Origin of the sequence: Micrococcus sp. KRD070 (genome assembly GCF_017168435.1) — a bacterium.
In the GTDB taxonomy this organism is placed as follows: Bacteria; Actinomycetota; Actinomycetes; order Actinomycetales; family Micrococcaceae; genus Micrococcus; species Micrococcus luteus.
Genome location: NZ_JABFNH010000016.1, coordinates 23,949 through 41,495, shown reverse-complemented (window position 1 = coordinate 41,495; position 17,547 = coordinate 23,949). Strand labels below are relative to the sequence as shown.

At 71.7% G+C, this 17,547-nt stretch carries 15 protein-coding genes and 1 riboswitch; of the genes, 7 read left to right on the top strand and 8 right to left on the bottom strand.

Going from position 1 to position 17,547, the window contains the following annotated elements; all coding sequences use genetic code 11:
* Nucleotides 1-475: hypothetical protein (locus J1M38_RS05035; RefSeq protein WP_206501190.1), on the top strand; the 475-nt coding region annotated here is incomplete at its 5' end.
* Between the two features lie 250 nt (nucleotides 476-725).
* On the opposite strand, the gene J1M38_RS05030 is transcribed toward J1M38_RS05035, so the two are convergent.
* Nucleotides 726-1,985: a histidine kinase gene (locus J1M38_RS05030; protein WP_036341142.1), complete on the bottom strand. Its 1,260-nt coding sequence runs from the start codon at nucleotides 1,983-1,985 to the stop codon at nucleotides 726-728.
* A gap of 21 nt (nucleotides 1,986-2,006) precedes the next feature.
* The gene (locus J1M38_RS05025; RefSeq protein WP_002856694.1) at nucleotides 2,007-2,180 is read right to left on the bottom strand and encodes a hypothetical protein; all 174 of its coding nucleotides are present in this window, start codon (nucleotides 2,178-2,180) and stop codon (nucleotides 2,007-2,009) included.
* 151 nt (nucleotides 2,181-2,331) lie between these two features.
* On the opposite strand from J1M38_RS05025, the gene J1M38_RS05020 reads away from it, so the two are divergent.
* Nucleotides 2,332-3,015: a response regulator transcription factor gene (locus J1M38_RS05020; RefSeq protein ID WP_002856693.1), complete on the top strand. Its 684-nt coding sequence runs from the start codon at nucleotides 2,332-2,334 to the stop codon at nucleotides 3,013-3,015.
* Between the two features lie 11 nt (nucleotides 3,016-3,026).
* On the opposite strand, the gene J1M38_RS05015 is transcribed toward J1M38_RS05020, so the two are convergent.
* From J1M38_RS05015 to J1M38_RS05000, 4 genes are all read right to left on the bottom strand, one after another.
* Entirely contained in the window at nucleotides 3,027-3,860 is an 834-nt protein-coding gene (locus J1M38_RS05015) for a thermonuclease family protein (RefSeq protein WP_020624816.1), read from the bottom strand.
* 117 nt (nucleotides 3,861-3,977) lie between these two features.
* A complete protein-coding gene (gcvT, locus tag J1M38_RS05010; protein WP_020624815.1) occupies nucleotides 3,978-5,144 on the bottom strand; it encodes a glycine cleavage system aminomethyltransferase GcvT in 1,167 nt (388 codons plus the stop codon).
* 13 nt (nucleotides 5,145-5,157) lie between these two features.
* Nucleotides 5,158-8,094, bottom strand: a complete 2,937-nt coding sequence (gene gcvP / locus J1M38_RS05005; RefSeq protein WP_020624814.1) for an aminomethyl-transferring glycine dehydrogenase — start codon at nucleotides 8,092-8,094, stop codon at nucleotides 5,158-5,160.
* A 161-nt stretch (nucleotides 8,095-8,255) separates the two neighbouring features.
* A riboswitch (glycine riboswitch) is annotated at nucleotides 8,256-8,372 on the bottom strand.
* Nucleotides 8,373-8,590: 218 nt separating this feature from the next.
* Nucleotides 8,591-9,862 (bottom strand): Nramp family divalent metal transporter, encoded by a 1,272-nt coding sequence (locus J1M38_RS05000; RefSeq protein ID WP_078025379.1) that lies wholly within the window; start codon nucleotides 9,860-9,862, stop codon nucleotides 8,591-8,593.
* A gap of 199 nt (nucleotides 9,863-10,061) precedes the next feature.
* Between J1M38_RS05000 and J1M38_RS04995 the strand changes: the two genes are divergently transcribed.
* Together J1M38_RS04995 and J1M38_RS04990 are read left to right on the top strand one after the other, a co-directional pair.
* Nucleotides 10,062-10,433: an ectoine synthase gene (locus J1M38_RS04995; protein WP_036338798.1), complete on the top strand. Its 372-nt coding sequence runs from the start codon at nucleotides 10,062-10,064 to the stop codon at nucleotides 10,431-10,433.
* 83 nt (nucleotides 10,434-10,516) lie between these two features.
* A complete protein-coding gene (locus tag J1M38_RS04990) occupies nucleotides 10,517-11,257 on the top strand; it encodes a YoaK family protein (RefSeq protein ID WP_020624812.1) in 741 nt (246 codons plus the stop codon).
* Here the strand turns inward: J1M38_RS04990 and J1M38_RS04985 are convergent.
* Nucleotides 11,232-12,440 carry an acyl-CoA dehydrogenase family protein gene (locus J1M38_RS04985; RefSeq protein WP_206481418.1) on the bottom strand — a complete coding sequence of 403 codons (1,209 nt, stop codon included), beginning with the start codon at nucleotides 12,438-12,440 and terminating at the stop codon, nucleotides 11,232-11,234. The two genes, J1M38_RS04990 and J1M38_RS04985, sit on opposite strands and share 26 nt — an antisense overlap.
* 150 nt (nucleotides 12,441-12,590) lie before the next feature.
* Here J1M38_RS04985 and J1M38_RS04980 point away from each other — a divergent pair, with 150 nt between their 5' ends.
* Nucleotides 12,591-14,372 (top strand): AMP-binding protein, encoded by a 1,782-nt coding sequence (locus J1M38_RS04980; RefSeq protein ID WP_078025382.1) that lies wholly within the window; start codon nucleotides 12,591-12,593, stop codon nucleotides 14,370-14,372.
* Between the two features lie 78 nt (nucleotides 14,373-14,450).
* Nucleotides 14,451-15,008 (top strand): MarR family winged helix-turn-helix transcriptional regulator, encoded by a 558-nt coding sequence (locus J1M38_RS04975; RefSeq protein WP_078025383.1) that lies wholly within the window; start codon nucleotides 14,451-14,453, stop codon nucleotides 15,006-15,008.
* Nucleotides 15,009-15,036: 28 nt separating this feature from the next.
* Here the strand turns inward: J1M38_RS04975 and J1M38_RS04970 are convergent, their stop codons facing one another.
* Nucleotides 15,037-15,810: an SDR family NAD(P)-dependent oxidoreductase gene (locus J1M38_RS04970; RefSeq protein ID WP_134415964.1), complete on the bottom strand. Its 774-nt coding sequence runs from the start codon at nucleotides 15,808-15,810 to the stop codon at nucleotides 15,037-15,039.
* A 180-nt stretch (nucleotides 15,811-15,990) separates the two neighbouring features.
* Between J1M38_RS04970 and J1M38_RS04965 the strand changes: the two genes are divergently transcribed.
* Nucleotides 15,991-17,517, top strand: a complete 1,527-nt coding sequence (locus J1M38_RS04965) for a CoA-acylating methylmalonate-semialdehyde dehydrogenase (protein WP_078025385.1) — start codon at nucleotides 15,991-15,993, stop codon at nucleotides 17,515-17,517.
* Nucleotides 17,518-17,547: the final 30 nt, after the last annotated feature.

Below are 17,547 nucleotides of genomic sequence, written 5' to 3'. Positions count from 1 at the left end.
CGCCCCGGTCGCGTCCGCCGCCCGTGCCCGTCGCCGCGCGGCCCGTTCCGGCCCCCGCCCGCAGCTGCGCATGGGACTGAACGGGTTCCTCGTGGCCTGGCTGCTGCCCAACCTCGTGATGGCCGCCGTGGTGGCGATCCTGGCCGTGGTCCCGGGCCTGCAGGCCTTCGGCAGCTTGACACCGCTGCTGACGGTGGTCGGGGTCGCCGGGCTGGTGGTGGGGCTGCCGCTGTGCCTGCTCGTGAACTGGGCGTTCCGGCACGTGCTCAACCAGTGGGTCCACGTGCTGGCGTACGCGCTGATCGGCATGCTCTACGGCCTGGTGGTGCTCACGCAGGGCGCGGCGGGCATCCTGCCGATGCTCATCCCGGTGATCGGCTTCCCGGCCGCCGTGCTCATGGCCCTGGGCCGGACGGCGGCCCGTCCCCTCGTCCGCACGGTCACCCCGGAGCCGTCGCCCGCCGAGCCGGCCTGAGCACGCCCGACAACGAGAAAGGACGATGGCCGGATGGCCATCGTCCTTCTCGGAACCGCGTCCGGGGCCCGCATCCCCTCAGGCATGTATCCCGGCTCGTGATTCGCACTGTGCACCGTCTCAATGGGGCATGACCCACTCTAGGAGGGACGACGGCGCCCCCGACAGTGGCGGAAGGTGCAGACTTTCGGGCCCTGATGTGATGCAGGTCACATGGGTCTGGTCCGCCGCTGCGACGGCGTCGGCCTCGTCAGACGGACCTGGGGAGCACCGCGCGCACCCGCCACCCCCAGCCCCCCGGCCCGGCCTCGATCGTGCCGCCGAAGGTGGCCACGCGATCCCGCATGGAGTTCAGGCCCACACCGGAGGAGTTCCACTGCGGCGGGCCGGACCGCTCGGTGACGGTGTTCTCCACCTCGAGCACCACGTCCGGCCCCGCGTCGCGGAGTTCGATGCACACGCGCGCGCCCTCGCCGGCGTGCTTGGCGACGTTCGTGGTGGCCTCCTGGAGCACCCGGTGCAGGGTGGAGCGCACGGAGATCGGCATCGCGTTCTGGTCGCAGCGGACGTCCGTCTCCACCGTCATTCCGAGACTGCGCAGCTCCTCGGCCAGTTGGGCCACGGACAGCACCGGATCCGCGGACGTCGCCCCGTCCGCGCCCCCCGCGGCGCCCGGCTCACCGCTCGGGTCCACGATCCCGTCCTCCTGGAGGATGGAGAGCATGCGCCGCAGGTCCCGCAGCGCGTCCTTCGCGGAGTCCCCCACCACGTCCAGCACGCCCTGAGCCGCCTCCGGGGCGCCGAGGTAGCGTGCCGTCCGAGCCTGCATCGAGATGATCGTGAGGTTGTGCGCGACCACGTCGTGCAGGTCGCGGGCCAGGGAGCGACGCTCGGCCTCGGCGGCCAGCCGGGCCCGCTCCTCCGCCTCGAACACCCGGCGGCGATCCCGCTCCCGCCGGGTCAGGCTCTCGCGGATGAAGAGCCCGCCGCCGAGGCCCATGGACATGAGCAGCAGGATGAACCACGTCGCGTTCGACTGACCCACCGCGAACGGCTGGGCGACGCCCCAGGTCAGTGCCAGGACGGCGGCCGTGACGACGAACCCCCAGGAACGGGCGGTCGCCGCGACGGCCCCGAGGACCACGGGCGCGACGACGGCGAAGAGCACCTCGGAACCGCCGACGACGGTCGCGACGGCCCCGGGCAGGAGCAGGGCGAAGCCCACCGTGCTGCGCCACCACTGGGCGAGGAAGGCGCTGGTCGCCGACGCGATGGCGATCCCGTCCAGGACCGGGATGGCGCCGTGGCCCGGGCCGAACAGACCGATGTCGGACGCGGTCGAGGCGAGCAGGAACGCCGACCCGAAGGCGAGATAGACGCGGCTCAGCGGCGCCGCGGCCCAGAACGCGCGCCACCGCAGGCTGCGCGCCTGACGCCACGCCGAAGAGCGGCGCGCCCGGGAGGGCGCGCCGCTCCGGACGGAGGGGGTCGATGGGCTCGAATCAGGCATCGGGGGCGGACCGCCCCGGGGTCAGTCGCACCAGATGCCGAAGTGGCGGCACGTCCACTCCGCAGTGCCTTTGCCGAGGCCCAGGGTCGTGACGACGTCGTCCTCGGCCGAGGCCGCCGAGGCGGCGGCGGCCGGAGCGCCGACGAGGGTGGAGGCGAGCAGGAGAGCGGAAGCGAGGAGAGCGCGAGTCTTCATGGCCCCAGTATGTATGACGCCCGTCACAAATGGTGCACGCCGCGCACAGGCCGCGCCGCGGCATGGCGCAGATGACGGCCGGCGGGCACCCCGGCCTCGCCCCGACGCCGACAAGGTGGCATGCGCCACAGCACCGGTTACGCTGACGTGCGTGTCCGAAGAGCTGCGCATCCTGATCGCCGACGACCAGCCGCTCATGAGCGGCGCGCTCCGCGTGCTCGTCGACTCTGCCCCCGGCATGACCTGCGTGGGTGTGGTCGCCAACGGCGTCGAAGCCGTGGAGGCGTGCGCCGCCATCGAGCCGGACGTGGTCCTGATGGACATGCAGATGCCCCTGATGGACGGGGTGGAGGCCACACGCCGGATCAAGGACACCCACCCCGCGATCCGGGTCCTGGCGATCACCACGTTCACGTCCGAGGACTACCTCGTGCCGGCCCTGCGCGCCGGAGCGGGCGGCTACCTCCTCAAGGACGCGGAGCCGCCGGCCATCCTGGGCGCCATTCAGGCCGTCCATCGCGGCGAGTCCGTGCTCTCCCCCGCCGTGGCGACCAAGCTGCTCGCCTCGATCGAGCGGGACCGGCCGACGGTGGGCCCCACCTCGGTGCAGCCCGGCAGCCCCGACGGCTCCGACCTCACCGAGCGGGAGCTGGGCGTGCTGCGGCTGCTGGCCAGGGGTCAGTCGAACCCGGAGATCGCCGCGAACCTCTTCGTCTCCGAGTCCACGGTCAAGGCCAACCTCACGCGGATCATGGCCAAGCTGGAGGTCCGCGACCGCGTCCAGCTGATCATCCGGGCGGCCCAGCTCGGGCTCGTCACCCTCGCCCTGGACTGAGCGCGGCGGGGTCAGCCGCGGGCCGCGATCTCGTTGCGCCGCGTGTTGAGGTCCTTCAGGACTTGCATCCCGTGCTCCACCACCGGGTCCGCCTCGGCCAGGAGCGACTCCTTGGCCGGCCCGTAGGCGAGGTCGGCGAACGTGCCGTTCTCCGGGTCGAGGGCCCGGATCTCCTGCTGCACCAGGCGCACCTGGTCCAGGCCGGCCGCGTACTCCACCGCTCGCTCGTCGATCTTCGTCAGGGACGCCTCCGCGTCCTCCGGGATCTGCTCCAGGGCGAACTGGGCCTCGTAGAGCCGGTTCTGGTACGTGCAGGGCTCCTCGATGTCGTAGAGCCCCACGCCGCGACCCACGGCCTCCTGATTGGCCTGGGCGATCTCCTCCGCCAGGCGCTTGCCGACGGCGACCTCCGTGGGGGCGGCCATGCCGGCCTCCGCCATGGCCACGTTGACGGTGCCGCCGCCGATCGAGATGACCGCGCTCTCCATCCCCTCGGGCGCGCCCTCGTCCGAGGTGGTCATGCTCGCGGTCGCCCCCTGCGGGAGCCGATCACGCAGCCAGGAGTAGGACTCCTCCCCCATGCAGAGGTTGGGGCCGACCTTGAGGCCCTCCGGGTTGCGGCCCGCGCTCGTGACGCCGGCGAGGACCACGGTCCGCTCGGTGCCGCCTTGGTTCACCACCACGGTGTTGCCGTCCAGCACGGTGACGATGTCCACGCGGGCGGCGTCGGCGGCCACGCCGCGGAGGACGGTGACGATGCCCAGCAGGAGCAGGACGGCGGCGACGGCGAGGAAGACCAGCAGCCCCTTCAGGGGGACCCGGGCACGGGCGGCGACGTGAGTCATGCGGACTTCCTGCAGGTGGACGGCGGGACGGGGGGCCGCGACGACGGCCCGGAGCCCGAGTCTAGCGAAGGGCCCCGGGACCGCCGAGCGGCGGGCCGAGGGACGGCTGCGTCGGGCTCAGCGCTCCCGGCGGTAGAACGGCGTGGCCACCACGGTGAACGGCTCGCCGCGGCCGCGCAGGTCCACCTGCAGGGACGTGCCCTCGGCGGCCACGTCGCGGCGGACACGGGCCAGGGCGATGGGGTGTCCGAGGGTCGGGCTGGGGGCGCCCGAGGTCACCTCGCCCACCCGCTCGCCGGACTCGTCCAGCACGGCGTAACCGTGCCGGGCGGCACGCCGACCCGCGCCCTGCAGCCCCACGAGGACCTCCTCGACGTCGTCCCTGCCGACCAGCGCGGATCGTCCGACGAAGTCGGCCTCCTTGCTCGCGGGCACCGCGAAGCCGACGCCAGAGGCGTGCGGCTGGTGCCCGGTGTCCAGCTCGTTGCCGTAGAGCGGCATGCCCGCCTCCAGGCGCAGCGAGTCCCGCGCGGCGAGCCCGCACAGCGTCAGCTCCACGCCCGCCTCGTCCGCGGCCGAGAGCATCGTGTGCCACACGGCGGAGCCGCGGTCGCCGGCCTCGGCGGTGGAGGCGGCGGGCAGGAACAGCTCGAAGCCGTCCTCGCCGGTGTAGCCGGTGCGGGCGACGATGGCGGTGACGTCGCCGGCGTCTGTGGGCACGGTCAGGGTCAGGTGGCCGTAGTACTTCAGCTCGGCCAGCTGCGCCGCGGCCTCCGGCATGGCCCGGGCGAGGATCTTCTCGGCCTGCGGGCCCTGCACGGCCACGAGGGCGGTGGTCGAGGACTCGTCCTCGACGACGGCGTCCCAGCCCGACGCCCGCTGGTTCAGGGCGGTGTGGACCGCGGCGATGTTGCCGGCGTTGGGCACCACCAGGTAGTCGGGCTCGGAGCCGGCCTCGCCGTCGTCCATCCGGTAGACGATCGTGTCGTCGAGGATGGTGCCGGCGTCCGTCAGGCACAGGGCGTACTTGGCGCGGCCGGGCTTCAACGTGGAGAGCACGCTCGAGAGGGCGTGGTCCAGCATGGCCCCGGCCTCCGGGCCGGTGACCCGGATCTCGCCCATGTGGGAGAGGTCGAACAGGCCTGCGGAGGTGCGGACGGCCTTGTGCTCGGCCAGCTCGGAGCCGTACTTCAGGGGCATGTTCCAGCCGCCGAAGTCCGTGAACGTGGCGCCCGCGGCCTCGTGGACCGGGTGCAGCGGGGAGTTGCGCGTCGAATCGCTCATGGGGGTGATCCTCTCAGTCCTCGTCGGCGGTGTCGGCCACGGCGCCCTCGAACGCCTCGGGCGGCGGGCACGAGCACACGAGGTTGCGATCGCCGTAGGCGCCGTCGATGCGGCCCACCGGCGGCAGGTACTTGTCCAGCCGCAGGCTCGGCACCGGCGTGCCCGCCTGGGCGCGCGAGTAGGGGCGATCCCACTCGTCGGCCATCAGGACGTTGAGGGTGTGCGGGGCGCGACGCAGGACGGAGTCCGCCACGGTCTCCGGGGTGACGGCGGTGATCTCGGCGTGGATGGCCTCCATCGCCTCGATGAACCGCTCGATCTCCTCGAGGTCCTCGGACTCGGTGGGCTCCACCATGAGCGTGCCGGCCACGGGGAACGCCAGGGTGGGGGCGTGGAACCCGTAGTCGATGAGGCGCTTGCACACGTCCTCGGCGGTCACGCCCGTGCGGGCCGTGAGCTCGCGCAGGTCGAGGATGCACTCGTGCGCCACGAGGCCGTCGTTGCCCGTGTACAGCGTCGGGTAGAGGGGCGCGAGGCGGCGGGAGATGTAGTTGGCGCCCAGCAGCGCGTGCGCGGTGGCGGAGCGCAGGCCCTCGGCGCCCATCAGGTGGATGTAGGCCCAGGAGATGGGCAGCACGCCGGCCGAGCCGTGCGGGGCCGCGGTCATCAGGGCCTCGCGGGAGGGCAGGTACGGCACCAGGTGCTCGCCCACCGCCACGGGGCCCACGCCCGGGCCCCCGCCGCCGTGCGGGATGCAGAACGTCTTGTGCAGGTTCAGGTGGGAGACGTCTCCGCCGAACTCGCCCGGCTGGGCCAGGCCCACGAGCGCGTTGAGGTTGGCGCCGTCGATGTACACCTGGCCTCCCGCGGCGTGCACCGTGGCGCAGACCTCCTTGACGTCGGCGTCGTACACACCGTGCGTGGAGGGGTAGGTGATCATGATGGCCGCGATGCGGCCCTCGTTCGCCGCGATCTTGGCGTCCAGGTCGGCGGCGTCGATCGTGCCGTCGTCGGCGGTGGCGACGACGACGACCTTCAGCCCCGCCAGCACGGCCGAGGCCGCGTTGGTGCCGTGGGCGGAGGCCGGGATCAGGCAGATGTCCCGCTCACCCTCACCGCGGGCCAGGTGGTACTGGCGGATGGCCCACAGGCCCGCGAACTCGCCCTGCGAGCCGGCGTTCGGGGCCACCGAGACGCCCGCGTAGCCGGTGATCTCGGCGAGCTTGGCCTCCAGGTCCGCGATCAGGAACCGCCAGCCCTCGGTCTGGTGGTCGGGCGCGAACGGGTGGATGGAGCAGAACTCGGGCCAGGAGATGGCCTCCATCTCCGCGGTGGCGTTGAGCTTCATGGTGCACGAGCCCAGCGGGATCATGGTGCGGTCCAGCGCCAGGTCGTAGCCGGAGAGGCGGCGCAGGTAGCGCAGCATCTTCGTCTCCGAGTGGTGGGTGTTGAACACCGGGTGCGTCATGAACGCGGAGGAGCGGCGCAGCGCCTCCGGAACGGCCGGGGTGGCCACGGCGCCCTCGTGCGCGGAGGCCGGCAGGGAGCCCGCGTCCAGGCCGAACGCCGTCAGGACGGCCACGAGGTCGGCGTCGACGGTGGTCTCATCGGCCGCGATCCGCAGGGTGTCCGCGTCCACCAGGCGCAGGTTCACGCCGTTCTCCTCGGCGGCCTGCAGGACCTGCTCGGCCCGGCCGGGCACGCGGACGGTGATCGTGTCGAAGAAGTGCTCCTCGGCGACCTCGACGCCACCGGCCCGCAGCGCCTCCGCCAGGCGGACGGCCTGGGCGTGGGCGTGGCGCGCGATGCGGGCGATGCCCTGGGGGCCGTGGTAGACGGCGTACATCGAGGCGACGATCGCCAGCAGCGCCTGGGCGGTGCAGATGTTGGACGTGGCCTTCTCGCGCCGGATGTGCTGTTCGCGCGTCTGGAGGGCGAGGCGGTAGGCGGGCTTGCCGGCGTCGTCGTGGGAGACGCCCACGAGGCGGCCCGGCATGCTGCGCTGCAGGCCCTCCTTCACGGCCATGTAGGCGGCGTGGGGGCCGCCGAAGAACAGGGGCACGCCGAAGCGCTGCGTGGAGCCGACGGCGATGTCCGCGCCCTGCTCCCCGGGCGGGGTGATCAGGGCGAGGGAGAGGATGTCCGCCGCGACGGTCACGAGGGCGCCGGCCTCCTTGGCCTGCGCGATGACGGCGGCGTGGTCGTGGATGCGGCCGGAGTCGCCGGGCTGCTGCAGCACGACGCCGCACAGGCCCTTCTCCTCGACCTCGGCGCGGACGTCCTCCGGGATGCCTGCGGAGAGGTCGGCCACGCGCACGTCGATGCCCACGGCCTCGGCGCGCAGGCGCACCACGGAGAGGGTCTGCGGGAAGAGGTCCGCGTCGAGGAGGGTGACGCCGTCGGTCCTGCGGCGGTTGGCGCGGTGCATGAGGAGCACGGCCTCGGCGGCGGCGGAGGCCTCGTCCAGCAGAGAGGCGTTGGCGATGTCCAGGCCGGTGAGGTCCTGGACCATCGTCTGGTAGTTCAGGAGGGCCTCGAGGCGGCCCTGGGAGATCTCCGGCTGGTACGGCGTGTAGGCCGTGTACCAGGCCGGGTTCTCCAGCACCTTGCGGAGGATGACGCCCGGGGTGACGGTGTCCGAGAAGCCCTGCCCGATCATCTGGGTCTTCATGACGTTGCGGCCGGCGATCTCGCGCAGCTGCTCCAGGACCGCGGACTCGGTCAGCGGGGCGGGCAGCTCGAGGGGCTTCGGCTGGCGGATGCCGGCGGGGACGGCGGTGTCCACGAGGGCCTCGAGCGAGTCGTAGCCCAGGGTCTGCAGCATGTGCTCGACGTCCGCGGGCCGCGGGCCGATGTGGCGGGCCACGAAGGGGGCCGAGGCGGTGTCCTTGGGCTCGACGCGCTCGTGGGGCAGCGCAGTCGTGCTCTCGGTGGTCTGGGGGCTGGTCACGGGGTACCTCCGGGGGATCCTGCCGTGGTCACGGCGTGGGTCTGCTCCTCCCCGCTCTGTCATGGACCTGAGAGTTTCCGACGCCCGGGTGGGCGGCTTGCACCGTCGGTGGTCTCGGTCCGGACGCGGGCGCGGCGGAGTGAGACGCTTTCCAGAGCGCCTGACCCCACGCGGTACGGATGCCTGAGAGATTCCCGGGGAGGGTTTGCTCCTTCGGCGGCCTGCTCACGCGGCCGGCCGGGGCAGGACGCGCGCCGACGCTCTCCCGCGCGGGGCATGCGGCGTGCCGTCAGTATCCCACACGTGTAGGCCCCGTCACAGGGCGCCCGGGAGGGGTCGGACGGGGCGTGTCGAGGTCTTTCGTTGATGAAACGGCGGCGTGTCGAAGCGCTTTCGTTCAGGAAACGGGTGACGGGAGGAATGACTCAGTCGCATGCCGTCGGCTCACGATAGTCGGTAAGGGACGTCATTCGGCGGCGCGCGTCATCGCCGGGCCTCAATCCCACAGCCCGGCAAGCCCGCCCAGCTGGTAAACCGCGAGCCCGATGACGACAAGACAGACAAGCCCTCCCAGGGCGTTGGCCAGTGGGCCGTTCCGATGCGAGCCCATCAGCCGACGACTGTTCATCACGACCATCAGGAATACGGCCACGATGGGCAAGAGAAGCCCGTTCGCCGCCTGTGCGATGACGATGACCTCCGTGGGATTCGTTCCCGTCAGGGCAATGACGGCACCGATCGCAAGGACTGCGCCCCACACGATGCGAGCAGGGACGCTGCGCAGATCGGTGTCCTGGCCCAGTGTGCCGGCAATCGCGTACGCCGCGCCGAGCGGGCCAGCTACGGCGGACGTGAACCCGGCCGCGAACATGCCCGCCGCGAACACCCAGCCAGCCGCGTCCCCGAGGAGGGGTTCCAGGGCGGAGGCGAGGTCCCGACCGGTCTCGGCCTGCATGCCCTTGACGTACATCCCACCGAACGCCGTCGCCATCACGGCCAGAGTGATTACACCTCCGACGGAGATCGACACCGCCGTGTCCGTTCTCGCCGCTCGGAGAGATTCCCGCGAATCCAGACCCGGCCCCCATTTCTCCTGCACCAAACTCGCGTGCAGGAAGAGGTTGTAAGGGACCACGGTGGTCCCGATCAGTGCGACCGCCAGCAACGCCGTGCCGGGTGGCAGCCGGGGAATGAACATGCCCATCAAGAGGTCGCCGATCGGAGGCTGAACTAGGACTGCAGTGACGATGAACAGCAGCCCCAATAACCCGACCATGACGGTCAGCACCCGCTCGATCAGTTTGTAGCTGCCTGTCCAGAGCAGAATGCCGATCGTGAGGACGATCCCGATGACGACCACGGGCTGACTGAGTCCGGTCACACTAGTCAAGGCGAGGGCGGTGCCGACTGTGTCACCACCGGCGTAGGACGCCCCTCCGATGCCGATCGCCGCGACGACGAGGATCGCCATGACAAGTCGTGCCGGCACCGAGGAGAACACCTCGCGCAGAGCGTGTCCGAGACTCATGCGGGTCGCGAGGCCCAACCGTCCCGACATCTCCTGCAAGACGATGGTGGCCAAAATTGAGAAGACGACAGCCCAGGCCAGGACGAATCCCTGCTCGGCTCCGGTAACGATGGAGGTTGTGATGGTCCCCGGCCCGATGAAGGACGCGGCGATGATTAGCCCCGGACCGAAACGACTAGGCCTCTCGTCTTGGGGCAACACCTCATTGGAGAACCGGCCATCCCTCGCCTGCGTTGCCATCGCGTCTCCTCCATCTCCGGCCCGCATGGGTCAAGATGAAGCGTATGCCGGGTATGATGCACATCATAGTGGATCTGGACTATTTCATCCCATATGAGCCCCCACGTGTTGCCCCTTATGGTCTGAGACGGGCATCCCTACGATGGAGCCAGGGCTACGGCCCTTTGCCCGACCCGCAGAGCTCGCCGAAAGGAACGCCATGTACACCCGTAGCCGGAACGACGTCGAGAAGGTCGAGTGGGGCGGAGGCACCTCCGAACGCCTCATCACCGCGAAGGACGAGATGGGTTTCGCCGTCGCCCACACGATCGTGCGCGCCGGATCGTCCTCGAAGCTCCAGTACCGCAACCACAAGGAGGCCTGTTACTGCATCGCGGGCAACGGCTCCGTGGTGGAGCCGGACGGCACCGTCCACGAGATCACGCCGGGTGTCATCTACGTCCTGCCGGACCACGAGCCGCACGACCTGCGCGGCGGCACCGAGGACATGCACCTGATCTCGGTGTTCAACCCCGCCATCACCGGCGACGAGAAGCACACCCTGTCGGAGGACGGCTACTCCAGCTACTGAGCCCGGGCACGGTGACGGGAGGCGTCGACGACGGCGCCTCCCGCGTCGGCGCCGACGGCGGCGTCCGGTCGTAGGGTGGCGGGGTGCTCAACCTGTGCGCCCCCGAGCGCACCGTGCGCCGCAACACCCACCTGGCGCTGGTGCTGACCGCGATCGCGGGGATCCTCAACTCCGTGGGCTTCGTCGCCGTGGCCACGTACACGTCCCACATGACGGGGATCGTGGCGTCCATGGCGGACGCGGCGGTCCTCCACGCCCCGGGTCTGGTCGGCACGGGCCTGCTCGCGCTGGCCATGTTCATCCTGGGCGCGGTCGTCTGCGCGCTGGTGTTCAACTGGGGCCGGGTCAACGGCCTCCGCTCGCGCTACGCCAACATCCTCCTGCTCGAGGGCGTCGGCATGCTGGTGTTCGGCCTGCTCGCCGAGCACGTCCGCGATGCGCACCGGCCGCTGGTCGTGGTGGCCGTGCTGTGCTTCACCATGGGCCTGCAGAACGCCTTGATCACCCGCATCGGGGCGTGGCCGATCCGCACCACGCACGTGACGGGCATGGTCACGGACATCGGCGTCGAGCTCGGCAAGATCCTGTACCGCAACGGCCCCGGGGCCGCGGCCCCCGTCGTCGGGGAACCGCGGCGCGTGGGACTGCTGGCGCTGCTCGTGGCCCTGTTCTTCCTGGGCGGGGTGGCGGGCGCGGCCGGTTACCTCTGGCTGGGCTTCGAGGTGGTCATCCCGGTGGCTGGCGTGCTGCTGCTCATCGCCCACCGCCCGCTGGTCCAGGACCTGCAGGACGCGTGGCTCACACGAAGGCCGAGACGCCGGTGAGGGCCCGCCCCACGATCAGGGTGTTCATGCCGTAGGAGCCCTCGTAGGAGTAGATGGCCTCCACGTCCCCCATGATCTTGGCGATCTCGTGCTCCGTGAGCAGGCCGTTGCCGCCGAGGGCGTCGCGGGCGAGCGCCGCCGAGGACCGGGCCAGCCGGGTCGAGGTGGCCTTGGCCATCGCCGCGTGCATCATCTCCATCCGCCCCTCCTGCCGCAGGGCGTCCACCTGGAGCATCATCCCGGCGGAGGCGGCCAGGTTGCCGGCGACCTCGGCGATCTGGGCCTGGATCAGCTGGAACGCGGCCAGCGGGCGGCCGAACTGCTCCCGCCGCAGCGCATAGGAGCGCAGCACGTCCAACACGCCCATCTGCGCGCCGACGCCCTGCCAGCCGACCCACATGCGCGAGTCGCGCAGCAGGGCGCGGGTGGCGGCGAAGGTGGTGGCGCCGGGCAGGATCGCGTCCGTGGGCAGGCGCACGTCCAGGGTGATGTCCGCGTTCTGCATGATCCGCAGGCCCATCTTCCCGCTGATCTTGGTGGCCTCGTAGCCGGGGGTTTCGGTGGGCACCACGAAGCCCTTGATCTCGCCGTCGGCGGTGTCGCGCGCCCAGACGAGCGCTACGTCGGCGATCGTACCGGCCCCGATCCAGCGCTTGGCGCCGCGGATGACCCACTCGTCGCCGTCGCGGGTGGCGGTGGTGGCGAGGCCTCCGGCGATGTCCGAGCCGTGGTCCGGCTCGGTGAGGCAGAACGCGCCCAGGGCGTCGAAGGATTCGAGGCGCCCCTGCCACGTGGCCTTCTGACGCTCTGAGCCCAGGCCGGCGATCATGCCGAGGTTGAGCTCGTTGTGGATGCCCACGAGGGCGGACAGGGACAGGTCCACACGGGCGATCTCCGCGTGCACGAGCTGCTGGAACAGCGAGGACGAGCCGTCCAGGACGAGGCGTCCCAGACCCAGCTCGGCCAGGCCCGGCAGCAGGTCGAACGCGAACTCCTCGGCGTCCCAATACCGGGTCAGGTGCGGCCGCACGCGGGTCTGCAGGTGGTCCTCGATCGCGTCGAGCCGGGCACGCTCGGCCGGCTCGAGGCGGTCCCGCAGACGGAGCAGGTCCACGTGGGGCAGGCCGGGAGGGGCGGCGGGCGCGCCGGAGTCGGGGACGGGGCGGTCGGCGATGGCGGTCATGGCTCTCCTTCGGGGGCGGTCCGACGACGGCGGGCGGTTTCGCCGCGAATCCGACTGTAGGACTTCCTACTATCCAGGTCTGCCAGTAGTGTTCCAGATCACAGGCCCCCGGCCAAGGATCCGTTCAGCAGCCATCCCGAGGAGGGACCCATGACCGTCCAGGACCCCACCGCCGTCGCCGCCCCGTCGCCGACGGAGGTGTTCCGCGTGGCCCGCGACCTGCTGGTCGAGTGCCAGACCGACGACGAGCGCGCCCGCGCCGAGTTCGAGTGGCCCCGCTTCGAGCACTTCAACTTCGGCTTCGACTGGTTCGACCGCCTGGCCCAGGACCCGGCCCGCGCGGACGTGCCGGCGCTGATCATCGCCGAGGACGACGGGCGCAGCACCGAGCGCACCTTCGCCGAGCTCTCCGCGGCCTCCAACCGGGTGGCGAACTGGCTCTCCGCGCAGGGCCTGCGCCGCGGCGACCGCCTCATCCTCATGCTGAACAACCAGGTGGAGCTGTGGGAGTTCATGCTCGCCTGCATCAAGCTGCGGGTGGTCATGGTGCCCACCACCACGCAGATGACCTCCGGGGACCTCGAGGACCGCGTGACGCGCGCCGGCGCCGCGTGGGCCGTGGCCGGCGCCGAGGACCTGGCCAAGTTCGCCGGCGTCGGCGAGGGCCTGCACCTGGTGCACGTGCCGGGCGTCTTCGCGGAGGGCCCGGCGCGCCGCGCCCCGGAGGTCGCCGGCCACACCGTGCTCTCCTACGACGACGCCGCCGACGCCGCCACCGAGCTGGCCCCGGCCGAGCCGACCCCCGCGGACGAGACGCTGCTCTTCTACTTCACCTCGGGCACCACCTCGAAGCCGAAGCTCGTGGAGCACACCCACACCTCGTACCCGGTCGGCCACCTCACGACGCTCTACTGGATCGGCCTGGAGCCGGGCGACGTGCACCTCAACGTGGCCTCCCCGGGCTGGGCCAAGCACGCGTGGTCCAACTTCTTCGCCCCGTGGATCGCGGAGGCCACGATCTTCGTGCACAACGCGCGCAAGTTCGACCCCGCGGCCCTGATGGCCAACATGGCGCGCTACGGCGTCACGAGCTTCTGCGCCCCGCCCACCGTGTGGCGCATGCTCATCAAGGCGGACCTGGCGCAGCTGACGACCCCGCCGACCAAGACCATCTCCGCGGGCGAGCCGCTCAACGCCGAGGTGATCGACCAGGTGCACAAGGCGTGGGGCACCACGATCCGCGACGGCTTCGGCATGACCGAGACCACCCTGCAGGTCGCGAACACCCCCGGCCAGAAGGTCGTCATCGGCTCGATGGGCCGCCCGCTGCCCGGCATGGACGTCACCCTGATCGACCCGCTCACGGGCCAGGAGGCCGAGGAGGGCGAGATCTGCCTGCGCCTGGACCCGCGTCCGGTGGGCCTGCTGAAGTCCTACTACGGCAACCAGGAGAAGACGGACGAGGTGTTCCGCGACGGCGTCTTCCACACCGGCGACATCGCCCGCCGCGACGAGAACGGCGTGCTGACCTATGTGGGCCGCGCGGACGACGTCTTCAAGTCCTCGGACTACAAGGTGTCCCCGTTCGAGCTGGAGTCGGTGCTGGTCAAGCACCCGGCCGTGATGGAGGGCGCGATCGTCCCCACCCCGGACGAGCTGCGCCTGGCCGTGCCGAAGGCCTTCGTCACCCTCGCCCCGGGCCACGAGCCCACCGCGGAGACCGCCCGGGCGATCCTGCAGTTCACGCTCACCCAGCTGCCCCCGTACAAGCGCATCCGCCGCATCGAGTTCCTCGAGCTGCCGAAGACCATCTCGGGCAAGATCCGCCGCGTGGAGCTGCGCAAGGCCGAGGTCGAGCGCGCCCAGACGGGCGCCGCCCCGGACGGCTACGGCACCGAGTTCCGGGAGGAGGACCTGGACCTGCATCGCTGACCGGCCGTTCCCCGCCACCGCCCCGTCCGTGTCCGGCGGTGGCGGGGGACCCCCGGTGCGCCGCTAGTCTGGAGCGCCATGAAGAAGCCACCCCTCGCCCAGGACCCCATCCGGGAGGCCGCCCGGAACTGGGAGCGTCACGGATGGGGTGACGTCGCCCGCCCGATGGCCGCCATCACCTCGATCATGCGGGCCCAGCAGATCCTGCTGGGTCGGGCGCAGGCCGCGCTCAAGCCCTACGGGCTCACCTTCGCGCGGTACGAGCTGCTGGCGCTGCTGAACTTCTCGCGCGAGAACCGGATGCGGATGTCCAAGGCGTCCGCGCTCCTGCAGGTCCACCCCACCTCGGTGACCAATGCGGTGGACCGGCTCGAGGCCGCCGGGCTGGTGGAGCGCACCCCCCACGAGTCGGACCGCCGCGCGCTCGTGCTCGCCCTCACGGACGAGGGCCGGCGCGTCGCCGTCGCCGCCACGGAGACGCTCAACGCCGAGGTCTTCGGCCGTTCCGGCTTCGGCCCGGCGGACGTGGACACCCTCATCGACGTCCTCGGCCGGTTCCGCGCCGAGGCCGGCGACTTCCAGGTCGACGGCCCCGACGCCGGCGCGCCCGCGACGGCGGAGCACACCTCCTCCTGACGCTCTCCGCGGCCTCCGGCCGCGCGGCTCAGCGGGGCTCGAGGCGCACGGCGCCGTCGAGCCGGATGACCTCGCCGTTGAGGAACGGGTTGGACACGATCTGCTCGACGAGCAGCGCGTAGTCCTCGGGCCGGCCGAGGCGGGCCGGATGCGGGGTCTTGGTGGACAGCGCCTCGCGGGCGGCCTCGGGCAGGCCGGCCATCATGGGCGTCTCCATGAGGCCGGGGGCGATCGTGACCACGCGGATCTGCGAGGAGGCGAGCTCGCGGGCCGCGGGCAGGGTCAGCGCGACCACGGCGCCCTTGGAGGCGGAGTACGCGATCTGGCCGATCTGCCCGTCGTAGGCCGCCACGGAGGCGGTGTTGACGATGACGCCGCGGTCCTCGCCGAGCGGCTCCTGCGCCTTCATCGCGGCGGCGGCCTGGGCCATCATCGCCACGGTGCCGACCGTGTTGATCGCCAGGACCCGACTGAGCACCTCGGCGGACAGCGGTCCGTCGCGACCCACGAGCTTGCCCGGCGTCGCCACGCCGGCGCAGTTGACCAGCACCCGCAGCGGCCCGGCCTCCAGCGCGGCGGCCACGGCCTCGCGGGCGGTGTCCTCGGCGGTGACGTCGCCCGTCACGAAGCGCGCGCGGGGGCCGAGGGCAGCCACGGCGTCCGCGCGGACGGTCTCGCGCTCGCGGTCCGGCAGGTCCACCACCACGACGGCGGCGCCCGCGTCGGCCAGGCGGCGGGCGGTGGCGTGGCCGAGGCCCGAGGCCCCGCCGGTGACGATCGCGCTCTGGTTCGACAGGTCCATGGACGGACCCTCCCTTCCTCCTCGGGATACCCCCCGAGTTCGATAGTTGCATGTCCTACGTTCTCATCCTAGATTAGCGGATGAGTAACCCAGATCACACGCACGGCCGGGCCTGCCATGCCCGCCGTGGGCGGCGCCCAACGACGTCCGCCCTTCCGCCTGGACCCGCGAGGAGCCCCCATGTCCGAGAAGACCGCGCCCACCGAGACCGCCCCCGTGATCCCCCACTTCGTGCACGGCGAGCGGCGCGAGGGCGCCTCCGGCCGGCACAGCGACGTCTACCACCCGGCCACGGGCAGGGTGGCGGGCCGCGTGCCGCTGGCCTCCGCCGAGGAGATCGACGCCGCCCTGGCCTCCGCCGAGGAGGGCTTCGCCGCGTGGTCGACGCTGAATCCGCAGCGCCGCGGCCGCATCCTGCTGCGCTGGGTCGACCTGATCAACGAGAACATGGACGAGCTGGCCACCGTGCTCGCCCAGGAGCACGGCAAGACCTTCCCGGACGCCAAGGGCGACATCCAGCGCGGCATCGAGGTCGTGGAGTTCGCCGCGGGCGCCCCGCACCTGCTCAAGGGTGAGTTCACCGCCGACGCGGGCACCGGCATCGACGTGCACTCCATGCGCCAGCCGCTCGGCGTGGCCGTGGGCATCACGCCCTTCAACTTCCCGGCGATGATCCCGCTGTGGAAGGCCGGCATCGCCCTGGCGGCGGGCAACGCCTTCGTCCTCAAGCCCTCCGAGCGCGACCCCTCCGTCCCGGTGCGCCTGGCCGAGCTGGCCCTCGAGGCCGGCATGCCCGCCGGCGCCCTCAACGTGGTGCACGGCGACAAGGCCGCCGTGGACGCGCTCATCGAGGACCCGCGCGTCAAGGCCGTCGGCTTCGTCGGCTCCACCCCGATCGCGCAGTCCATCTACGCCCACGCCGGCCGCATGGGCAAGCGCGCGCAGTGCTTCGGCGGGGCCAAGAACCACGCCGTGGTCATGCCGGACGCGGACCTCGAGATGACCGCCGACGCCCTGGTCGGCGCCGCCTTCGGCTCCGCCGGCGAGCGCTGCATGGCGATCTCCGTGGCCGTCCCGGTCGGCGAGGAGACCGCCGACCGCCTGATCGCGCTGCTCCGCGAGCGCGTGAAGGACCTCAGGGTCGGCCCGTCGCTCGAGGCGTCCTCGGACTTCGGCCCCGTCGTCTCGAAGGACGCGAAGGAGCGCATCGAGGGCTACATCGCGGCCGGCGTCGAGGCGGGCGCCGACCTGGTCGAGGACGGCCGGGGCGTCGTCGTCGAGGGCCACGAGGACGGCTTCTACGTGGGCGCCACCCTGTTCGACCGCGTCACCCCGGAGATGAGCATCTACCGCGAGGAGATCTTCGGCCCGGTGCTCTCCGTGGTCCGCGCGAAGGACTACGAGGAGGCGCTCACGCTCGTGAACGAGCACGAGTTCGGCAACGGCGTGGCCATCTTCACCCGCGACGGCGACGCCGCCCGCGACTTCTCCACCCGCGTGGACACCGGCATGGTCGGCGTGAACGTGCCGATCCCCGTGCCGATCGCCTACTACACCTTCGGCGGCTGGAAGGCCTCCGGCTTCGGCGACCTGAACCAGCACGGCACGGACGGGCTGAAGTTCTACACCAAGACGAAGACCGTCACCACGCGCTGGCCCTCCGGCGTGCGCGAGGGCGCCAGCTTCGTGATGCCGGCCGGCTCGTGACCGCCCCGCAGCCCGTCCCGACCAGGAGGA

Excerpts from the sequence above, each read along its gene's own strand:
- J1M38_RS05030 (WP_036341142.1), bottom strand. The coding sequence starts at position 1,985 with ATGCCTGATTCGAGCCCATCGACCCCCTCCGTCCGGAGCGGCGCGCCC.
- J1M38_RS05025 (WP_002856694.1), bottom strand. The coding sequence starts at position 2,180 with ATGAAGACTCGCGCTCTCCTCGCTTCCGCTCTCCTGCTCGCCTCCACC.
- J1M38_RS05015 (WP_020624816.1), bottom strand. The coding sequence starts at position 3,860 with ATGACTCACGTCGCCGCCCGTGCCCGGGTCCCCCTGAAGGGGCTGCTG.
- gcvT (WP_020624815.1), bottom strand. The coding sequence starts at position 5,144 with ATGAGCGATTCGACGCGCAACTCCCCGCTGCACCCGGTCCACGAGGCC.
- J1M38_RS05000 (WP_078025379.1), bottom strand. The coding sequence starts at position 9,862 with ATGGCAACGCAGGCGAGGGATGGCCGGTTCTCCAATGAGGTGTTGCCC.
- J1M38_RS04995 (WP_036338798.1), top strand. The coding sequence starts at position 10,062 with ATGTACACCCGTAGCCGGAACGACGTCGAGAAGGTCGAGTGGGGCGGA.
- J1M38_RS04985 (WP_206481418.1), bottom strand. The coding sequence starts at position 12,440 with ATGACCGCCATCGCCGACCGCCCCGTCCCCGACTCCGGCGCGCCCGCC.
- J1M38_RS04980 (WP_078025382.1), top strand. The coding sequence starts at position 12,591 with ATGACCGTCCAGGACCCCACCGCCGTCGCCGCCCCGTCGCCGACGGAG.
- J1M38_RS04975 (WP_078025383.1), top strand. The coding sequence starts at position 14,451 with ATGAAGAAGCCACCCCTCGCCCAGGACCCCATCCGGGAGGCCGCCCGG.
- J1M38_RS04970 (WP_134415964.1), bottom strand. The coding sequence starts at position 15,810 with ATGGACCTGTCGAACCAGAGCGCGATCGTCACCGGCGGGGCCTCGGGC.
- J1M38_RS04965 (WP_078025385.1), top strand. The coding sequence starts at position 15,991 with ATGTCCGAGAAGACCGCGCCCACCGAGACCGCCCCCGTGATCCCCCAC.